Raw genomic sequence first — 19546 nt, forward strand, 5'->3', positions numbered from 1 at the left:
TATAAGTTATTACATCATTAATAGTTGCAAAATCCTTATCTGTAGACTTAGTTATATTTGATAAATCGGCTCTATTTATAAAAGTATTTGCAATATTAGTGTTAGAAGAACCACTTCCAAGTATATTTGGAACTGTAGAGTTATCTATGGTATATTGAAAAATCATCGAAGCGTAGTTTGGTATAGGATTTGGGCTTGGTAGAGTAATTACTCTAACCTGGAAAGTTACTGTTGAAGTAACACCATTTCTTATAGGATTTGGAAGTGTTACACCTGGAGGATTAGGACTTCCAGCAACAACAGTACTGTCTTGTCTTATTGACCCTGCCACAAGGGTAGTTCCATTTGGTATTGTATCTATAAATCTGATATTTATCGCAGTAGTATTTCCTGTGTTTATTATAGGAATTGTATACGTTATAACATCACCTATATTAGCATAACTTTTAGCGAGTTTACTACTTGATAAAATTGCAGTAGCTATTGTTGTGCTAACTATATTTGAAGTAAAACTTTGAGGTGTTGTTCCTACGTTGAAAGTAAGATAAGCACTATTTTTAACTGGATTTGGAGTTGGTATAGTACTTGAAACTATAGCTTGGAATGTAATTGTTGAAGTATTTCCAACAGGAATACTTCCTCCAGATATAGTAGTACTACCAGGTAAACTTCCTATATTTACACCACTAGGTGGTGCAGGGTTACCTGAAATAGGAGAACCATTTACATTTAAACTATTTGGTACAAAGGTTGTTCCACTTGGCAATGTATCTATTAATACTACATTTGTATAAGGGATTGTTTCAGTATTTAGTACTGTAATAGTGTAAGTTAATGTATCTCCAACCGTTGCAAATGATTTATCCACATATTTAGTAGGTGATATAACAGCTAATATCTCTAAACCTATAATATTCACAAAATATCCAGATGCTGAAATAGTTTGAGTTGTCATAGTCAATGTTACTGTAGTTAAATTATTTGTTAAAGCGTCAGAAGCATCTAATCCAGTAATGTCTACCCAGGCTCTATTTGGATTTGGAGAAGTTTGAAGATATGGATTGTTATTTGCAGTTCCAAAAGTACCGCTAGTATCTAATAGTCCAATATTTGAATTACTTGTATCAGCTATACAAATAATACCTGCTTGTATGTCATTTTGAGGATTATATGGTGCTAATCCATTCCAAGGATTACTAGTATTTCCTAAAAGTGTACTATTAAGGGCTATTGTTGCATTATCTATAATATCTCCTCCAGTTGATGCCATTAGAATATATCCATCTACCGCTCCTTGAGAAGGAGTATATACATTATTTAGAACAGCAGTAATCGGAGAATTAGTGTATGATACAGGTATTACTCCTCTAGTATAATACATATATTTAAATGAAAATGTTGGATTAGTATAAATTACATATATAAACCATGCTAGAGAAGTAACACTTCCATTAACAGCTCCTACTTCATAAGTTCCTGCACCACCTGCACTTACTAAAGATGTTATATCTTGATGGTATGCAACCCAACCATTTGTATCTAAAGTTCCATAAGGTAGAGTAGTTGAAGTTACAGGTGTTTTAAAATTGATACTAGGACCAGGAGTAATGCTTTGTGAAGCCAAAACTAGTTCAGCAAAAATTACGGTACTTCCTGGTGGTAAATTAAATACAGCTCTTGATCCATTTAATAGGTAGTTTGCTGTAGTTCCACCTACACTAGTGGTATAGACGACGCCAAGTGTACTTCCATTGCCTACTTCTAATGAATTTCCAAATATAGCTGAATGAGCATGATAATAACCTGAAAATGTGGGGTTTATAGCCATAAAAAGTCTCCTTTATTTATTATTTGTAACTATTATTTTATATTAAAACTCATTTTAACTAAGAATAAATAATTTCTATTCCTTACTATATATGCTATTGTTATTGTTATTGTTATTGTTATTACTAATATTTTCATATAAAATTATTGTTTATGAATAGTACACCACTTTACAAGAAAATCTAGCTCACCAAATCTTCTATGTCTTTGAATTGACATAGGTATGGTATGTGAGTTAGATTTTTCTTGATTTGGTCTATTTTCAACAAGTTGCTAAAAAATAATTCAGTATTTCAGGAAAAAAAATTTAGACAATATAATCAATAAATACCACGGTAATTATAAAGTTCGATATTTTGATGTTGAATCACAAATTAAATTATTAATCGCTATAAATATTTTATCTCTAAATAGTCTTAGAGATGCTGTTACTCAACTAGGTTCATGTTTACCATTGAGTAGAGAAATAAATATTCCCAGTGTATCTCAAATATCAAGAGCTAACGCTCGAAGAGATATTAATATGTATAGAGAAATATTTGAGAAGTTAGTTGCTAAGTCACTATCTTATTGTAAAAATACCAAGTTAACTAAAAATATTAAAGATATATCAATTATAGATGCAACAGTTGTTACGTTAGGTATTAAATTATCGCCAAATTTAGCATATAAAGGTTCTCGTGCAAGTATTAAAGCAAATATTTCTATTAATGCCGAAGGTATCCCTACCGGCGTAGAGGTAGTAGCAGCATCAATTGCTGATGTAAAGTGTTTGGGTGATTTAATAAATGACCCAAATAAAACATATATTTTTGATAGAGGTTATTTGAAATATTCCCTGCTTGAGGAATTAACAACTAAAGGAATTAGATTTATTACTAGATTAAAGAAAAATAGCAAAGTACAAGAGATTAATTTACTTTCTTGTGATTTAGATAGTAATATTTATGATACTGAAATTATATTAGGCGGAAAGCCTTTAGAACATATGTATAGGAAAGTAGAAATGTACGATGAGGTAAATGAAGAATGGCTAACATATGTAACCAATATATTTGATATAAACGCTAGCTAAATTGCAGAGGCCTACAGGCGACGTTGGGATATTGAGTGTTTTTTTAAATTTATAAAGAGTAATTTGAGAATGAAAAAGTGTTTAGGATATAACAAAAATGCATTAACTATTCAAATATATGCATCACTAATTACATATTTATTATTATATGTTTTACAAAAGGAAACAAATAGTTCAAAAGGATTGTTGGATATTAAAAGAATTTTAGCTAGTAATTTTCGTGAAATATATAGTTCCTCAATCCATAATTTACTAACTAGGCGGAGTTACAATAATTTAATAGTATAATTTTAAGACTTTTCATTTCAAGAAAGGTTTAGTTTTGTTATGCCTAAAAGTGATAGAGCTTGAATATAGTTTTATAAATAGTTCATATTGATATATAATTTAGTCTAAATAAAAAGTACTGTTGTATTCATAAATTTTAAATGCAACAGTAGAAATTATTCAAATATTGTAACAATTAAGCTTAAAATTATATATATATATATATAATTTATTTGATAATATCAACATTTAAGATACTAATAACTAATGTTAAAAGTTATATAGTCATAGATTTTATATTTATAAAATACAAATATAGGAGGAAATATAATGGCAACAATTCCTTTAACATATGCCACAATTCCTGGTACTAATAGCCCTAGTTATGGTGGTATTGGATGGTTTAATTGGGGAGCTGGTTTCTCAATTGCAAATGGTGTAACATTACCTTTTACAGCATCATTTAGAGATGGTTCAACTATTTCTTTTGATTTAAATAATTCAGTTGGATCTGGAGCATCTACAAATGTAACATCCCTTATAGTACCTGCTCCTTTTCCAGATGCTCCATTTGGTCGTACTGGCTATCGAGGATTATCTGCAAATTTAGGGTTATATGCTCATGTTAATTTTTCTAGCCAGATATTAACATTTAGTAATATAGTAGTTAAAGATGTTCTTGGAAATACAGTTCCTGATTTTTATATAATAGCTGCTGATGCAGAAGCAACAGGACCATTTAGTTCAGAATTTCAGGTTTATAAAACAAATGGAAGTGCTTGGCAACAAATAGCTTTATTACCTCCACCTACACCTGGAGGAACTGTAAGCCCTAGTATAGTAGGTGTAGGAACAAATACTGTAACTTTAACGGGCGTAGTTGGTACAACTAATGCATTTCAAACACCTGTTTTACTAACTCATAATCCTACTCGAGTATCTGCACAAATTGGTGCTACTGGTTCAAATGGTGATGAAGTTACTATTCTTGGTGCTGCAATAAATGCAATACATTTAAATAAAATTATAACTAATCGATTTTTTGCAAATGATCAATTTGATTTATCTATAACTGGAACTCCATCATCTTCGACTATAACTAATGGAGCTATTTATGGACCTCAACCAGTTAGTTCTAATATTATTGGTCCAACTGGAAATTCATATACACTTAATGAAACAATGGACCCAGGAAGTAGTAGTCTATTATCACAATATACAAGAACTGTTCAATACACTAATCTATCACCAGGAGGTACAGCAGTTCCAATATCTAATACACTACCAACTAGTATTACACTTGCTCTTGGTGACATATTTGTAGCAACTGTAGTTAATAGCATTCTTCCTGTAACTATAACAAGTACTAAAACTGTAGATAAAAATATTGCAAATATAAATGATATTTTAACTTACACTATTGTAATGACTAGTACAGGTAGTGTGTCTGCCAACAATGTTATTATTATAGATACAATTCCAAATGGTACAACATTTATTCAAAATAGTTTAATAATAGATGGTGTTAGTGACCCTGGAGATCCTAACCCACCTTTGGGAGTAAATATAGGTAATATTCCAGCATTTGGTGTGAAAACTGTTTCTTTTAAAGTAACGGTTAATAGCACAATTCCATCACCAAATCCAATTATAAATAACTCTTCAGGTAATTTCACTTATGCAGTATTACCTGTTAATGGAACTGGTCTATTTAATTCAAACTCTACGAATAGTCAAATAAATGCTGCGATTATTAATTCATCTAAGATAGTTGATAAGGTATTTGCAAATATAGGTGATGTTTTAACCTATACTATTCCTATAACAAATAGCGGAAATATATCCGCTAACAATATAATATTTATAGATACAATTCCAAATGGTACAACAATTGTATCAAATTCATTTAAACAAGATGGATTTGATATTAGTGGTAATCCTAATCCATCTGGAGTAACGCTACCAAATTCTATAGGAAACGGAAAAACTAGCACTGTCACTTTCAAGGTTACAGTACTTACTATTCCTTCTCCTAATCCAATACCAAACTCAGCTACCCAAACTTATGATTATATTGTTGATTCAACAACTACACCAAATTCACTTGGAGGTGGATCAATCAATACAAATACAGTAAGTACTCAAATTAATAATGCTAATTTAGGAAATATTACAAAATCAACAGATAAATCTTATGCTAAATGTGGTGATATAGTAACTTATACAGTTACTATACCTAATTCAGGAAGCACAACAGCTTTAAATATAGTGTTAATCGACACAATTCCAAATGGTACATCTTTTATATCAAATTCAGTAATTGTAAATGGAGTTACAATCCCAGGATCAAATCCATCTATAGGTGTTACAATTCCAAATATAAGCCCTGCAGATGTTGCTACTTTAACTTTTAAGGTTCAAGTTAATTGCTAATTTAAATAAGATCATTTGTATTTTATTCAGTATACACTACTTTATAATCAATATAAAAAGATGTAGAAATTATTTTTAAATCTGATAATTTCTACATCTTATATATTTAAACGTTAGCTTAACAATTAATTTGAACTTGGAAAGTTACCAATGATGTATTTCCAGCAGGAATAGTTCCAACATTTATACTAGCTGGTGTTCCACCTATTGGATTGCCATCTACTTGTAAAGAACCTAGTACATAACTTGTTCCGCTTGGTATAGTATCACTAAACACTACATTGAGAGCATCAACATTACCAGTGTTTGGAATAGATATTGTGTAAGTTATAATATCTCCACAACTTGCATATTGCTTATCTGTAAATTTTAATATATTTCCTAAACTAGCATGATTTATTGTGGTATCAACAGTATTAGTATTATGAACACCCGTTGATGTTGTTAATAGCATTGGGTCAACTATAAAGTTATATCCAACTGTTCCTGCATTAGGTATATGATTTGTAGAAGGTATAGTATCAACAGTTACCTTAAATGTTACAGTTGAAGTTCCTCCTATAGGTATAGTTCCTCTTGTCACGCCAGGAGGACTTGGTGATACAGGGGTAGCGTCCATAGCCGTCAACCTAAGATATATCAAGAAATATTATTAGCCTGACGGCTTATTTGCGTTGAAGTTTAAAAATAAATAGAAGATTATTTTTTCATAAATCATATTAATTGTATTTTTAAGTACACTAAAAAGAACTTAAGAAATTTATACTTAAATTTAGATGAATTTGATACTAGATTTTTATTAAATTGCAATTCTTTCTATCTCGTCTGCCTTTAAATTAATGATTTCTAGGATATCAAAAACTGTTTTTTTATTCTTTTTCCTTGATTTTGTACTGAATCTCTTAAAATTAAGTATTATTTTTCTTAAGAACCGTGTTATACAGAGTTCACTTTTAAAGATTTCATGCGCAAGTTTAGGTAAATACTGAGCGAGAGCTCCAAAAGATTTGAGTTCACTAATTTCTTTATCATCTTCTTCCTTGATAACATTTTTAGCTGTAAGAACTATTGAAGAAGATAGCAATAATACGATTAATCTTCCATATAAAAAGCATTTAAATCTCTCCATCTTAACTTTTTTTACTTGGTTAATTTTAAATATAGATTTCCAAACTTTAAACATTATTTCTATCTGCCATCTTAGACTATATAAATCATGAACCTGTGTAAGTTCAAGCACTTCAGCATCTATATTAGTTATATAAACGTTAATGCTACTAAAATTCAATCTATTTTCCTTTATCCCCCCACGACTTTTTCGAGTACTTTTTTTATATGTATCTTCTCTTTTTATCTTGTTTTCTTCAGTTAATTTTGTTACAATTAATCTGTTTTTTAGTTCCTTTTTGGAACCTATGTAGATATCTTTGAGTTCGATTGTTTCGCCTTCTGCCAAAGGCTTTGTTAACTCTAAGATATCTATTTTTATATATTCACTAGATTTCTTAACACCTCCAGTTTTAGACCTTTCAGGATTCGGATTTTTTCTATATAATGATGTATTACTTTTTATTTTAGAAATAAATGAAGACCCACTTTCATCAATATCTTTTAAGTATTCAATCTTAAAGTAGCCTAAGTCGGCTAGTTTCAAATCTTTTAGATCTTTATCATTTTTCATAATATTTAAGTAATCAGCATCATTTGTTGTTCCAGAAAATATATCTAATCTCATAAATGTACCTGATAAAAGTGCATATTGTAATTGTATTTTTATTGGTTCAATTTCATTATACAATTAAGCTATTAATTATATTTTTAAGTATATATCTTCTAACTAAAATATTACATCATTTAAACTAAGTTAGTTTTATTGATTGAATATATCACCAATAGTAACAGGCTCTAATAATGTAGAATTATTCTTAGAATATATATAGCTTAATACCTGATTCCGTTTTATGAGATCTATATCTTTTGGATACTCTTTTTTATACGCCCAATTTATGTAAAATTTATAATTAAAATTATTTTTAGCAAATAATTCGATATAACTTTGCATTGTTTTTACATTTCCTGTATATCCCATTTTTATTGTATATGCCAAAATGATAGTAGTATCTATTTTATCAGCAAGCATTTTATAGATTATATTAAGATAATCATCAATATATAATTATCAAGCCATCTTCATTCACAGGAGGATTATTATTATATAAATATACATCTAATTCCTTTGAAAGAGGATTTATTTTTAAAACACTTACTTGTTTAGGCGTATCATCAAGTACTTGTTCATTTTTTACAAATATTTCTTTCGATAATATAACTTTAAATATATCACGTATGCGCTGCACTAGATTTTGTAATAAATGAAATCTATCTGTATCTCTCCCATCTAATAATGTAATTAGATGATGGTCATTTAAATCATAGATGGCTGTGGCATAAGTTTGACCTTTTCTAATGGCAACATAATCAATACCTACGGCCTCAACATTAGGTTCATCGTCAATAATAATTTTATCGTAAATTCTTCTAATTGTGTCATTGCTTACTTTAATTCCTATAAGTGAAAGAACCTTGCTAGCCCCTTCATTACTAAGAAAGATTGGAACTGCTAGAATAAGTGAGTTGAGTTCTGTCGTTCTTACTTGTGATTCGGAGGCAAAATTTAGTGTCTCCATAATTACTTTTGTTTCACATATCTCATTAAGGCATTTATACTTATAAGCAGTAACATGAAGATACGTAGTTTTTAAATGTATAGGCACTGTCTGTATTTTACGAACATAAGTATCATGAAAAAAGCTACTTGTCTTTCCACACTTTGGACAAATAGCTGTATGTGATTTAGATTTTAAATAGATATGTATTTCTTCATCAGATTCTATCCAATCATAGATTAAATAATCTTTTCCGAATAATTTTTCATTAATATTTAGTTCTTTATATTTCATTTATGTCATTACCCTTCGTTGATATAATCCTAGTCTACCAAAATTCTTAAATGTATTAAATAGCTTAACAAAAAAAGAAATGGCACCCGAAAATGCCATTTCTTTTTTTGAGTTAGTTATTTTTGAAATACCCCTAGTTGAGTAAAAACCTAAATATACAACACTCTATTTTCTTATACTAAGAGCTTATAATATTAATAATATATATGAGGATACTACCTGCAATATAAATCTGAGCACTTTATACACTTATGGTCATATGTTGACATTGTAGCAATAAAATTATTTAAAAACTTTGTTTTTAGCACATTACTAAATGTTACTGCAGCTACTTGATTATAATTTTGACAAATATCACTTATATTATCATCATAAAACTGAATTACCTGTTTGTCTATTATTACGACTAAAGAACCTAAAGTACTAGGAAACCCTTCAGGTACTAAGATAACACCTTTAAAATAAGGGTTATCTGATAAAGCACAACAAAATTCATTTGCTACTTCTTCAACATTTTTATAAACTTGTTCTTCATACGGGATAAACTTATTGTTGCAAGAATCATAAATTCTAGTAAAGATTTTTATATTTCCAAATTCATACATATATGGGATTATATTTCTTAAGCATTGCGCGGATTTGTTTATTTTAATTGTATCATGTTCATTACAACACTCTGACTTACATATACTACAATTCTTATATTTATTACATTTCACACTTAGTATTACTTCAAATCCATCTTTTACTTCTTGCAATTCACTTACGTTAACGTAATCGGAAGCTCCTACAGTATAATATAGTTCATCTCTTAAAATATACCATGGAGGAGATAATCCTACATCTGATTTATTTATGTCATCCAATATGCTCACCTCTATATTTTTATTGAAAGATAACACCTTTCATATTTATAGTATGCATACTAGATATACTTTGATATAAAATACAATTTTTTTATTTTGAAAGTCTGTCTGCTGCGTATACTTCAAGGTACCCAGCTTTAGATTTGCAAAAAAATAATAATCCAAAATTAAAGAATTATTGGTATAAGTGTAATCACTGCAAGTCTTACTTTATCATAGTATAAATTGGTAGGCATAAAACTACTAATTTAAATTTGAGGTGAATTAAATGACTAAATTAATCAAATCATCAGATGTTCAATATGTAAATATAGGAGATACGATTGCTTATACGATAAAATTTGATAATACAGACGGATTGCAAATGAGTAATGTAGTATTAACAGACACATTAACATCAGATTTAAGTTTTATTAAAGATTCAGTAAAAATAGATAATACAAAGAGTGATGAAGATATAAGAGTTGGAGTTAATGTAGGCACAATACCGCCAAATGCTTTTAAGACTATAACTTTTGAAGCAAAAATAGTATCCAAGCCATCTAATGGTATAATATCAAATAGTTCATTCGCAGAATATAGCTATATTATTAGTCCTGATTTGCTAGCAAGACAAGAATATGTTCAAAGTAATATAAATAATATATATGTTAAAAATCCTAGCGTTAAAGTAATAAAAAATGCTGATAAGAAAGTAGTATCAATAGGTGATACAATAAACTATAAAATTTAAATTATAAATGATGGAGATATTGATCTTGTAGGTGTAGTATTTAAAGATGATATATCATCTACTGTATCATTAGTAAAAGGAAGTTTTATGGTAGACAATATATCTATTGCTATAACTAGAGCAGATTTAATTAGAGGTATAAAAGTACCTATAATTAAATCTGGTAATATTGTAATAATAACCTACCAAGTTAAAGTAATTTCCTCAAATTGTAAATCGAAAATATTAAACTTAGCGTATGTTGAATGTAAATATATACTACCGGGTGGATGTAGCGGTACTATAGAGAGTTCAGATAAAGAAGAAGCGAATTCAGTAATTGATATAAATATATCAACATTTAAACAAGCAAGTATAGACAAGTACTTTAAAATTCCAGATAATATGTATGAAATAGAATCTATAAACCATATTGAAGGTAAAATTGAAATATCAACATCTAATGTTATACAAACCCCAGAGTATACATCTAATGAAGGTCAAAAACTAAACAAATATAAACTAATAGTAAAAGGTGTGCTAAAAACAACTATTGAATATACAGCAAATGAACCAACTCAATCAGTCGTTGCAATTGATTTCAAAACGCCTTTTAGCCACTTTTTAATTTTACCATTAGATTATGTATTAGGTAGTAATATAGAGGTTGAAGGTATAGTAGAAGATATTTCTTATAACTTAATAAACTCAAAAGAAGTATTCAACAATGTAACAATACTAATAGGAGCAAAAATTTTATCTTGTTAATATCAAATAATATTACCATGATAAAACTTCAATAAATATAATAATTAAAACTAACATATAAATTAATATTTGGAAGGAGTGTTAACATGGGAATTAGTGCGTGTATGATAGCAAAAAATGAAGAAAAAAGTATAGATTCTTGTCTAAAAAGCATAGTCGATGTAGTTGATGAAATTATACTCAATGACGAAGAAGTAGAAGTTAAAAAAAGAGAGCGAAATTTAAAAATTCTAAATTTAGTAGATGAAGATAAAAGAGATGGAATGTATTATTTTCATTTAGGTGCTGAGTACACTAGGGTAAATGATCATGATACAGCGTCAAAAATATTTATAAAAGGTTATGAGATAGCAGATAAAAGCGAACCATACTTTACTCAATTATCACAAAGGTTAGTAGATTCATTATTTTCAAATAATCAATATAAAGAATGTATACAGTACTGTGATGAGATATTAAAACAGTTCGTGAATTTTAAATGTATATATTTTACAAGAGCAGCAAGTTATCTTCAAATTAGAAATTATAACAATGCTTTATCAAATTTAAGAGTGTATGATTATTTACACGATAAACCAGCAAAATATCCTGTTGTAAGGCATGATGAACTAAATAATATAAAAGGGCTTATAAATGCATTAGAAAAAGAAGTTTCAAGTAAATATTAACATAAATTGTAAAGATATTTATAATTTCGCATAAGCACTTAAAAATCTTAATAAGATACAAGTTAATTATGAATAAACTAAAAAAATCCCTTAAAAATATTAATATCTAATATATTTTCGAGGGATTTAAACATATTAAAATTTTAACAATTAATTTAAAAAAATTATTTTTAATTTAAGATATGAACTCTGAAAGATTTTGGTTCTTTAATCTTATATATAAATATTTTAAATACTTTGCACCTCTTAAATAAAAAAACATAATATAAAATAGATGTTTTTATCTTAACATTATTTTACCATTAACTAAGGAGGTATTTAACAAAAAATGCCAATAGTTCAACGATATAGCGATACAATAAAAGGATCACTAATATATACAGGGAATACACTTGGGTTTTCATATAATGTAGCGAATACTTATGTAGATATAGGTGCATATTTAGCTGTTGATCCAACATTAAGTGCAGCAGGATATCCTACACCATCAACATTTAGATGGGATCAAAATGGATCAACTGCTCAATTAAATATTCCTGCAAATAGTTCAGTAGTATATGCAGAAGTAATATGGGGCGGGTCTACTCTTGGTACTGCCACTCCAGCTATAAGTACAACTGTACCTATAACATTTATAACTCCATTAACTACGACCTTAGTCACATCAGATACAATAACAGCCTTAAGTTCAGTGGGTTCTTCACAAACATTTTATACTTGCTCTAAAAATGTAACATCATTAGTTAATTCTGCAGGTTCAGGAACATACACGGTAAAAGGAGTACCAGGAACTATAGAGACTGGTACCTTCGCATATAACCAAACAGGATGCTGTGGATGGGTACTAGCAGTAGTTTATAGTAACAATACACTACCATATAGAAGTATTACAATGTATGTATCTAGTATTGGAACTTACGCTGGAAATATAGACACCACTTTTACGGGTTTTTTAACACCGCTATCTGGAAGTTTTTCTACTAGAGTAGTTATCAGCGCTATGGAAGGTAATGCAGGCCTTACTGAAGATTTTATTCAATTAGGACCAAATATAGTTTCTCTTACAACATTAGTAGGACCTAATAATCCGGTAAATAATTTTTTCTGCTCTCAAATAAATAATAGTACTGGGTTATTAGATACTACAGGGTCTTTTGGTACATTAAATCAGCCACTACCAACTGGTATTTACGGCGTTACTAGAGTTAGAAATGCTTGGGATATCACTAATGTTAGTGGTGGTTCAGCTTTAGGTAATGGAATAAATCAAGCTGTCTTAAGATTTGGATCAGTTCAAGATTCATATGCTGTATCTACATTTGGACTTGAAGTAGATGTTAATCAAGCTAATTTATCACCTATAAATAAAAGTGTAAATAAATTAATTTCATATGTTGGTGATACATTAACTTACACATTGAATTTTACAAATACTGGTTCAGACAATGCATACAATGTAGTAGTATTAGATACAATTCCTACAGGAACAAACTTTATACCCAATTCAGTAATGATTAATGGCGTTGGAGATTCATCAAATCCTCAAACAGGAATAAATTTAGGAACTATACCTTCAGGTCAAGTAAATACTATTACATTCCAAGTACAAGTAGATACTGTACCAGCAGGAACTACTATTTCTAACACCGCCATTACAGACTATTCATTTGTAATTGGTAGTAATACAATAAATACTGGAGTTATTTCAAATGTAGTCACAACTACTATTTTAGGGCGTGCACAGATAGGAATGACTAAAACTGCAACTCCATCTTATGTAAAATTAGGCGATACATTAACTTATACTATCGAGCTAAATAATACAGGAAGTACTACTGCAGACAATTTATTTTTTAGTGATACTATTCCATTAGGTACTACTTTTGCTAACAATATTACGGTAAATGGTGTAACAGTTCCTGGTGCTAATCCAAATCCACCAAGTAGTATTCCTGTTGGAAATATAGATTCTGGTTCTACTACCACTATTTCTTTTAATGTTATCGTAGTTACATTACCTACAAGTGGAACAATACCAAACGATTCTACTGTTAACTTTACATTTACAGAAGATCCTAGTTTACCTAATGGTGCAATTGGTAGTGGAAATTCTAATAAAGTTGAAACACCTGCTACTCAAGCAATAATAAATAATATAAATGGTATATTACAAAAAACTGTTGATAAATCATTTGCAACAGTAGGAGATATATTAACTTATACAATAGCGCTTGGAAATGGTGGAAATACAGCTGCAACTAGCGTAGTATTTACAGATACAATGCCAAATGGAACTACCTATGTACCAGGTTCAGCTACTTTAAACGGAACTCCTGTTAGTGGAATACTAACAACAGGAATTCAAGTTGGAACAATACCATCTGGTTCAGTTTCTACTATATCATTTAAAGTAACTGTAAATAATACAATACCATCTCCTAATCCTATACCTAATGATTCAACCATAATTTTTAACTATACATCACAGCCTAGTTTACCTAATGGTTCATCAGGAAGTGGAAATTCTAATACAGTTAATACTCAGATTAACATAGCAAATTTAGGAAATGTAACTAAGGCAGTAGACAAATCATATGCTGAGTGTGGAAATATTTTAATATACACTATAACTATTCCAAATACAGGCAATATGACTGCTACAAATGTAATTCTTATAGATACAGTTCCTAATGGTACAACATATGTAACTGGTTCTCTTGAAGTAGATGGAAATCCTATAGGAGGAACACCAGCTAGTATTAACATAGGAACTATACCAGCTGGAAGTATTTCAACTGTGTCATTTAAGGTACAAATTAATTGTTAAAAATTAAAATTTAAGTATAAATCCCTAGAAAGTACATTATAAATTAATACTTCCTAGGGATTTATATTTAGTTCATACGATGTTGTTGTTTCACGTTAAAGTCATAGCCGTCAACCTAATATATATCAAGAGGTATTATTAGCTTGACGGCTTATTGACGTTTAAACTTTAAAAGAAATGAAAGATTATTTTTTCATAAATCATATTAATTGTATTTTTAAGTACACTAAAAAGAACTTAAGAATTTGATGCTTAAATTTAGGTGAATTTGATATTAGATTTTTATTAAATTGCAATTCTTTCTATCTCATCTGGCTTTAAATTAATGATTTGTAGGATATCAAAAACTGTTTTTTTATTCTTTTTTCTTGATTTTGTACTAAATCTCTTAAAATTGAGTATTATTCTTCTTAAAATCCATACGATACAGAGTTCACTTTTAAAGATTTCATGTGCAAGTTTAGGTAAATACTGAGCGAGAGCTCCAAATGATTTTATCTCACTAATTTCTTTATTATCTTCTTCCATAATAATATTTTTAGCTGTAAAAACTATTGATGAAGATAGTAATAGTGCAATTAATCTACTTTTGAGTTCCTTTTTGGAACCTATGTAGATATCTTTGAGTTCGATTGTTTCGCCTTCTGCCAAAGGCTTTGCTAACTCTAAAATATCTATTTTTATGTACTCACTAGATTTTTTTATAGTCCCAAGTTTATACCTTTCAGGATTTGGATTTTTAATATATAGAGAAGTATTGCTCTTTACCTTTGAAATAAAAGATGCACCACTTCTTGCAATTTGCCTTAAGTATTCTACTTTAAAGTAGCCTAAGTCGGCTAATTTCAAATCTTTACGCTCTTTGTCTTTTTCATTGTTTTCAAGTATTCAGCATCATTTTTTGTTCCTGAATATATATCTACTCTCATAAATGATCCAGTTAAAAGTTCATATTGTAATTGAATTTTTATCGAAGATGGAGAACCTGAACCACCTGCACCTGGAAACTCCTTTTTAAATTCTTTGGGTAGATCAAAACCTGTTGAATCATTTATTATTACTCTGTTGAAGTGTAAATTCAGAGTACTTTCTAAGTTTTTAAGTGTAGTGTTTTGGCTATGCATCATTTGATTAAAGATTCCCTGCATAAATTTTACGGAGTATGTGTTAAAACGCTTATCTAGAGCCTGTTTAGATATTTGAGTATCAAATAATGAATCATATTTAGATGTTAATTGAGTCAATGAAGCACTGCATATATCTTCTCCATGAAAAACATTGAAAACTAGAAAATCTTTAGCTGTTATATTACTTTTTCTTTGTACAAATCTTGTCTCTTTAGCTATTTTATTTATTTCATCAATATCAAAGACATCTTTCATATTTTTAATTAAATGTTTAATTCTTTTATGCATAAATTTAAGTCCTACTTTCTATTATGATTAAAAAATTATATCATAACTGAAAATAGGCCTCCTTAGGTTGACGGCTATGGACTAACGTCTCCAGCAAGAAGTATATTTAAAGGAAGATTAGCTACATTAAAATCTAAAACTGATAAATTAGGAACTAAACGAAAAATTCCACCCCAACCCATATTAATATTACCAGTTAAAACATTATATCCAAGACTATTTAATGCTACAGTAGATCCAATCAGCGATTCTTGACCTGAAACTAAGTCTATATTATAAATACTATTATCTGAAGATTGTAGCGCATAGCCAATACATCCCCAAGGGGTGATATTATCATGACCAAAGTTATTTCCACTTAAATTAGTATTTCCACTACTATTTAGGTCATTGAAAACTATACCAGATATGGTTGCTGCCAATGAAATCACCTCTCTAAAAAAATATAAATTTGTAAACACTAGTACATTTAAGTACTATATATATGGTATGATTAATTAATTGTTACTGTTACTATTTATGCTCCTAAATCATTTTTAGTTTATTAAAATTAAATACAAAAAGGCTACCGAAGTTTGTAATGATAAAAAAGAAAGTGTTTACTTATAATGATTTGGTTATGTTTAATTAAAGTTTAAAAGAATATAGAAAATTAAAAGATATACTAATTGTAATGTGTTTTTTTATTTTTATAATAACATTTTGTTGTTTTATTTCATAACCTATATAGAGGATATTTTATAAGAAAATATGCCAGGAGGGGATTTTTTGTGAAAAGTAAATGTGGCAATAAAACTGAAGAAGAAAACAATGTTAATTACAATAGCATGAAACGTTCTATAAATTATCAAGAATGTGAAGAACTTGCATCTAAATCTAAAGATTTATATAATCAAGCTTTATCTTATAATAAAGCAATAGAAATGTATTCAGCTATGGCAGCTCAAGCTGAATGTAAAGCTAGACAATTAGAAGAACAAGTACAAGTTGAATGTAAAACTATAAAATTAGAAGAACAAATACAAGATGCTTGGTGGGAATATAATGAATTTATACAACGTTCTAATATTGCGGCATGTAAAGCTGAATCTCTTATGAAGGCTTCTTGTAAATTACTACAAAAATCTCAAGAATGTTATACTCACTTACACTCTAATAAAAATATATACAGTTGTAATAAGCACAATTAATCGGATTTCTAGTTTAAAACGTTAAAGTCCAATATCTATTTCAACATTGGCTTTTATTTATATTATTTATTAGCTAGTCTTTTTTATTTTTACAATAACATTTTGTTATTTTGTTTCATAGTATGATAGAGAGCAACTTTATAATAAAATATATCAGGAGTGATTTTTTATGAAAAGTAAATATGAAAATACATGCACTAATAATAAGTGTAATTGTAAAAAAGAAAATAAAGTTAATTATATAAACACTTCTATAAGCTATCAAAGATGTGAAGAACTTGCATCTCAGTCTAAAGCTTTATATAATCAAGCTTTATCTTATAACAAAAAAATAGAAAAGTATTCAAGTATGGCAATTGAAGCAGAATCTAAAGCTAAGCAATTAGAAGCACAAGCACAAGCTGCTTGGTGGGAATATAATGAATTTATAGAAAATGCTAATATTGCAGCAGCTAAAGCCAAAGAACTTATAAAGGCTTCTTGTAAATTACTACAAGAATCTGAGGGATGCTATACTAACTTGAATATTCATGACGATGCATTTAATTGTAATAAGCGTAATTAAATACATTATTATGTATTTGAGTTATAATGTAAAAAGTTAAAGCCAATATCTGTTTAAATATTGGGTTTTAACTTTTATTATACATATTAAAGTTATTGTAAAATAAAATATTTTTTATTTTACAATAACATTTTGTCCCTTCACTTCATAATGTATATAGAGGGTAACTTCATAATAAAATATATCAGGAGTGATTTTTTATGAGCAATAAATATGAAAATAAATGTAATTGTGAAAAAGAAAATAAAGTTAATTGTAATTGCCATCCTACAAATTTTCAAAAATGTGAAGAACTTGCATGTCAGTCTCAAGCTTTATATGATCAAGCTTTATGTTATAATAAAAAAATAGAAAAGTATTTATCTATGGCATCTGAAGCAGAGTGTAAAGCTAAGCAATTAGAAGAACAAGTACAAGCTGCTTGGTGGGAATACAATGAATTTATGGAAAATGCTAATATAGCTGCATGTAAAGGGGAAGAACTTATGAAGGCTTCTTGTAAATTATTACAAGACTCTCAAGAATGCTATAGTAATTTAAATCCTAGTCATATACGTAACAGCCACAATCAAAAGCAATGTAATTGCGGATGTTATTGTGATTGCTAGTTTTAAAAGTTAGTATACCAACACCAATTAATAGACCTAGAATGAAAAATTTCTAGGTCTATTAATGTGCAATTATATTAAATATACATACTAAAAAAGGAGAATACATGAAAAAACCTAGAAAGTATATTATAATTTAATACCTTCTATGTCTGTATATATTCAAAGTATTCTTGATATCTTAAAAATCTCTAGCAATTAATTTGAACTTTAAAAGTTACTATTGAAGTATTTCCAGCAGGTACAGTACCTACATTTATGCTAGCTGGTGTTCCTCCAATTGGACTTCCATCTACTTGTAGAGAATTTGGGACATAACTTGTTCCGTTTGGTACAGTATCACTCAACACTACATTAAGAGCATCTACATTCCCATTGTTTGGAATAGATATCGTGTAAGTTATAATATCTCCACAAGTTGCGTATTGTTTATCTGTAAATTTTATTATATTTCCTAAAGTAGCATGATTTATCCTAGTGTCAACAGTATTAGTATTATGAACACCTGTTGATGTTGTTAATAGAGTTGGGTCAACTATAAAATTATATCCAACTGTTCCTATATTAGGTATAGGATTTGTAGTTGGTATACTATTAACTGTTACCATAAATGTTACAGTTGAAGTTCCTCCTATAGGTATAGTTCCTATAGTCACGCCTGGAGGATTTGGTGATACTGAACTTATTGGTAACCCATTTACTGTTACTGAATTTAAAACTAAATTCGTACCATTTGGTATCGTATCTACAAATACTACATTATCAGCAGTTGTATTTCCATTATTTACAATAGTTATTGTATAAGTCAAAGTAGTTGGAATATCTGAAAATACTTTATCTACACCCTTAATAGGATTGCTTAAATCAGCAAAATAAACCTTACTAATAACTGTGTTGGTATTTCCTCCAACGCTTATAGTTGTTCCTGCTGTTGGGTCAAGTATATAATCACCATTCAAACTTGCAGTGTTAGGAATAGAGTTTGGTGATGGTATTGCATCTACTGAAACTTTAAATGATATTGTAGTAACTGCTCCCGAAGGAATACTTCCAATACTTGCACCTGTTGGTGGGTCTGGATTCAGGCCTGGTAATGTTACTCCGTTTACTACAAGTGAATTATTGATAAATGTTGTAGAATCTGGAATTGTATCAAAAAACACTATATTTTCAGCAGTTGTATTTCCACTATTTACAAGAGTTACGGTATAAGTTAAAGTATCTCCAATTGTTACAAAATCTTTATCTACACTCTTAGTTAATCCATTTAAATTAGAGTAGTTTATTTGAGTATTTACTATATTAGACACTTCACTTTGTGCTCCCGAAACTAAAGTAGAAGTATATATAAGTGTGGTATCATTT

At 28.9% G+C, this 19546-nt stretch carries 15 protein-coding genes and 3 pseudogenes; 9 read left to right on the plus strand and 9 right to left on the minus strand.

Annotated elements, in window-relative coordinates:
* Window positions 1-1828, minus strand: a 1828-nt coding sequence (locus tag ACRC03_RS03600; RefSeq protein ID WP_438651186.1) for a DUF11 domain-containing protein, incomplete at its 3' end; no start/stop codon positions are given.
* A 318-nt stretch (window positions 1829-2146) separates the two neighbouring features.
* On the opposite strand from ACRC03_RS03600, the pseudogene ACRC03_RS03605 reads away from it, so the two are divergent.
* Window positions 2147-3190 (plus strand): annotated as a pseudogene (locus ACRC03_RS03605) (IS4 family transposase).
* 309 nt (window positions 3191-3499) lie between these two features.
* On the plus strand, window positions 3500-5602 hold the full coding sequence (locus ACRC03_RS03610) for a CshA/CshB family fibrillar adhesin-related protein (protein ID WP_438651187.1): 2103 nt from the start codon (window positions 3500-3502) through the stop codon (window positions 5600-5602).
* Between the two features lie 118 nt (window positions 5603-5720).
* Here ACRC03_RS03610 and ACRC03_RS03615 read toward each other — a convergent pair whose 3' ends face one another.
* From ACRC03_RS03615 to ACRC03_RS03635, 5 genes and pseudogenes are all read right to left on the minus strand, one after another.
* On the minus strand, window positions 5721-6221 hold the full coding sequence (locus ACRC03_RS03615; protein WP_438651188.1) for a DUF11 domain-containing protein: 501 nt from the start codon (window positions 6219-6221) through the stop codon (window positions 5721-5723).
* A gap of 180 nt (window positions 6222-6401) precedes the next feature.
* Window positions 6402-7379: pseudogene (locus ACRC03_RS03620) on the minus strand (IS4 family transposase); the annotation flags it as partial.
* A gap of 93 nt (window positions 7380-7472) precedes the next feature.
* Window positions 7473-7742, minus strand: coding sequence for a hypothetical protein (locus ACRC03_RS03625; protein ID WP_438651189.1), 270 nt, complete (start codon window positions 7740-7742; stop codon window positions 7473-7475).
* A gap of 25 nt (window positions 7743-7767) precedes the next feature.
* The gene (locus ACRC03_RS03630; protein WP_438651190.1) at window positions 7768-8562 is read right to left on the minus strand and encodes a transposase family protein; all 795 of its coding nucleotides are present in this window, start codon (window positions 8560-8562) and stop codon (window positions 7768-7770) included.
* 215 nt (window positions 8563-8777) lie between these two features.
* Entirely contained in the window at window positions 8778-9428 is a 651-nt protein-coding gene (locus ACRC03_RS03635; protein ID WP_438651191.1) for a hypothetical protein, read from the minus strand.
* Window positions 9429-9696: 268 nt separating this feature from the next.
* On the opposite strand from ACRC03_RS03635, the gene ACRC03_RS03640 reads away from it, so the two are divergent.
* The 4 genes from ACRC03_RS03640 to ACRC03_RS03655 all read left to right on the plus strand — a co-directional run bounded on the left by ACRC03_RS03640 (window position 9697) and on the right by ACRC03_RS03655 (window position 14403).
* Window positions 9697-10161, plus strand: coding sequence for a DUF11 domain-containing protein (locus ACRC03_RS03640; protein WP_438651192.1), 465 nt, complete (start codon window positions 9697-9699; stop codon window positions 10159-10161).
* An 87-nt stretch (window positions 10162-10248) separates the two neighbouring features.
* Window positions 10249-10908 carry a DUF3794 domain-containing protein gene (locus ACRC03_RS03645; RefSeq protein ID WP_438651193.1) on the plus strand — a complete coding sequence of 220 codons (660 nt, stop codon included), beginning with the start codon at window positions 10249-10251 and terminating at the stop codon, window positions 10906-10908.
* 86 nt (window positions 10909-10994) lie between these two features.
* The gene (locus tag ACRC03_RS03650; RefSeq protein ID WP_438651194.1) at window positions 10995-11576 is read left to right on the plus strand and encodes a tetratricopeptide repeat-containing glycosyltransferase; all 582 of its coding nucleotides are present in this window, start codon (window positions 10995-10997) and stop codon (window positions 11574-11576) included.
* A 328-nt stretch (window positions 11577-11904) separates the two neighbouring features.
* On the plus strand, window positions 11905-14403 hold the full coding sequence (locus ACRC03_RS03655) for a hypothetical protein (RefSeq protein WP_438651195.1): 2499 nt from the start codon (window positions 11905-11907) through the stop codon (window positions 14401-14403).
* Between the two features lie 285 nt (window positions 14404-14688).
* Here the strand turns inward: ACRC03_RS03655 and ACRC03_RS03660 are convergent.
* Both ACRC03_RS03660 and ACRC03_RS03665 read right to left on the minus strand, forming a co-directional pair.
* Window positions 14689-15818: pseudogene (locus ACRC03_RS03660) on the minus strand (IS4 family transposase).
* Between the two features lie 74 nt (window positions 15819-15892).
* On the minus strand, window positions 15893-16240 hold the full coding sequence (locus ACRC03_RS03665) for a hypothetical protein (protein ID WP_438651196.1): 348 nt from the start codon (window positions 16238-16240) through the stop codon (window positions 15893-15895).
* A 348-nt stretch (window positions 16241-16588) separates the two neighbouring features.
* Between ACRC03_RS03665 and ACRC03_RS03670 the strand changes: the two genes are divergently transcribed.
* The 3 genes from ACRC03_RS03670 to ACRC03_RS03680 all read left to right on the plus strand — a co-directional run bounded on the left by ACRC03_RS03670 (window position 16589) and on the right by ACRC03_RS03680 (window position 18181).
* On the plus strand, window positions 16589-17008 hold the full coding sequence (locus ACRC03_RS03670; RefSeq protein WP_438651197.1) for a hypothetical protein: 420 nt from the start codon (window positions 16589-16591) through the stop codon (window positions 17006-17008).
* Between the two features lie 169 nt (window positions 17009-17177).
* Complete coding sequence (locus tag ACRC03_RS03675; protein ID WP_438651198.1) at window positions 17178-17573, plus strand: hypothetical protein; 396 nt, start codon at window positions 17178-17180, stop codon at window positions 17571-17573.
* A 200-nt stretch (window positions 17574-17773) separates the two neighbouring features.
* A complete protein-coding gene (locus ACRC03_RS03680; RefSeq protein ID WP_438651199.1) occupies window positions 17774-18181 on the plus strand; it encodes a hypothetical protein in 408 nt (135 codons plus the stop codon).
* Window positions 18182-18372: 191 nt separating this feature from the next.
* Here the strand turns inward: ACRC03_RS03680 and ACRC03_RS03685 are convergent.
* A partial coding sequence (locus ACRC03_RS03685; protein ID WP_438651200.1) for a hypothetical protein occupies window positions 18373-19546 on the minus strand: 1174 nt, incomplete at its 5' end.

Origin of the sequence: Romboutsia sp. (genome assembly GCF_051659545.1) — a bacterium.
In the GTDB taxonomy this organism is placed as follows: Bacteria; Bacillota; Clostridia; order Peptostreptococcales; family Peptostreptococcaceae; genus JBOFOR01.

What these genes read in the sequence shown, in the direction of transcription:
- ACRC03_RS03645 (WP_438651193.1), top strand. Translation starts at nt 10,249, where the DNA reads ATGGTAGACAATATATCTATTGCTATAACTAGAGCAGATTTAATTAGA.
- ACRC03_RS03675 (WP_438651198.1), top strand. Translation starts at nt 17,178, where the DNA reads ATGAAAAGTAAATATGAAAATACATGCACTAATAATAAGTGTAATTGT.
- ACRC03_RS03625 (WP_438651189.1), bottom strand. Translation starts at nt 7,742, where the DNA reads ATGCTTGCTGATAAAATAGATACTACTATCATTTTGGCATATACAATA.
- ACRC03_RS03615 (WP_438651188.1), bottom strand. Translation starts at nt 6,221, where the DNA reads ATGGACGCTACCCCTGTATCACCAAGTCCTCCTGGCGTGACAAGAGGA.
- ACRC03_RS03680 (WP_438651199.1), top strand. Translation starts at nt 17,774, where the DNA reads ATGAGCAATAAATATGAAAATAAATGTAATTGTGAAAAAGAAAATAAA.
- ACRC03_RS03650 (WP_438651194.1), top strand. Translation starts at nt 10,995, where the DNA reads ATGGGAATTAGTGCGTGTATGATAGCAAAAAATGAAGAAAAAAGTATA.
- ACRC03_RS03610 (WP_438651187.1), top strand. Translation starts at nt 3,500, where the DNA reads ATGGCAACAATTCCTTTAACATATGCCACAATTCCTGGTACTAATAGC.
- ACRC03_RS03630 (WP_438651190.1), bottom strand. Translation starts at nt 8,562, where the DNA reads ATGAAATATAAAGAACTAAATATTAATGAAAAATTATTCGGAAAAGAT.
- ACRC03_RS03655 (WP_438651195.1), top strand. Translation starts at nt 11,905, where the DNA reads ATGCCAATAGTTCAACGATATAGCGATACAATAAAAGGATCACTAATA.
- ACRC03_RS03640 (WP_438651192.1), top strand. Translation starts at nt 9,697, where the DNA reads ATGACTAAATTAATCAAATCATCAGATGTTCAATATGTAAATATAGGA.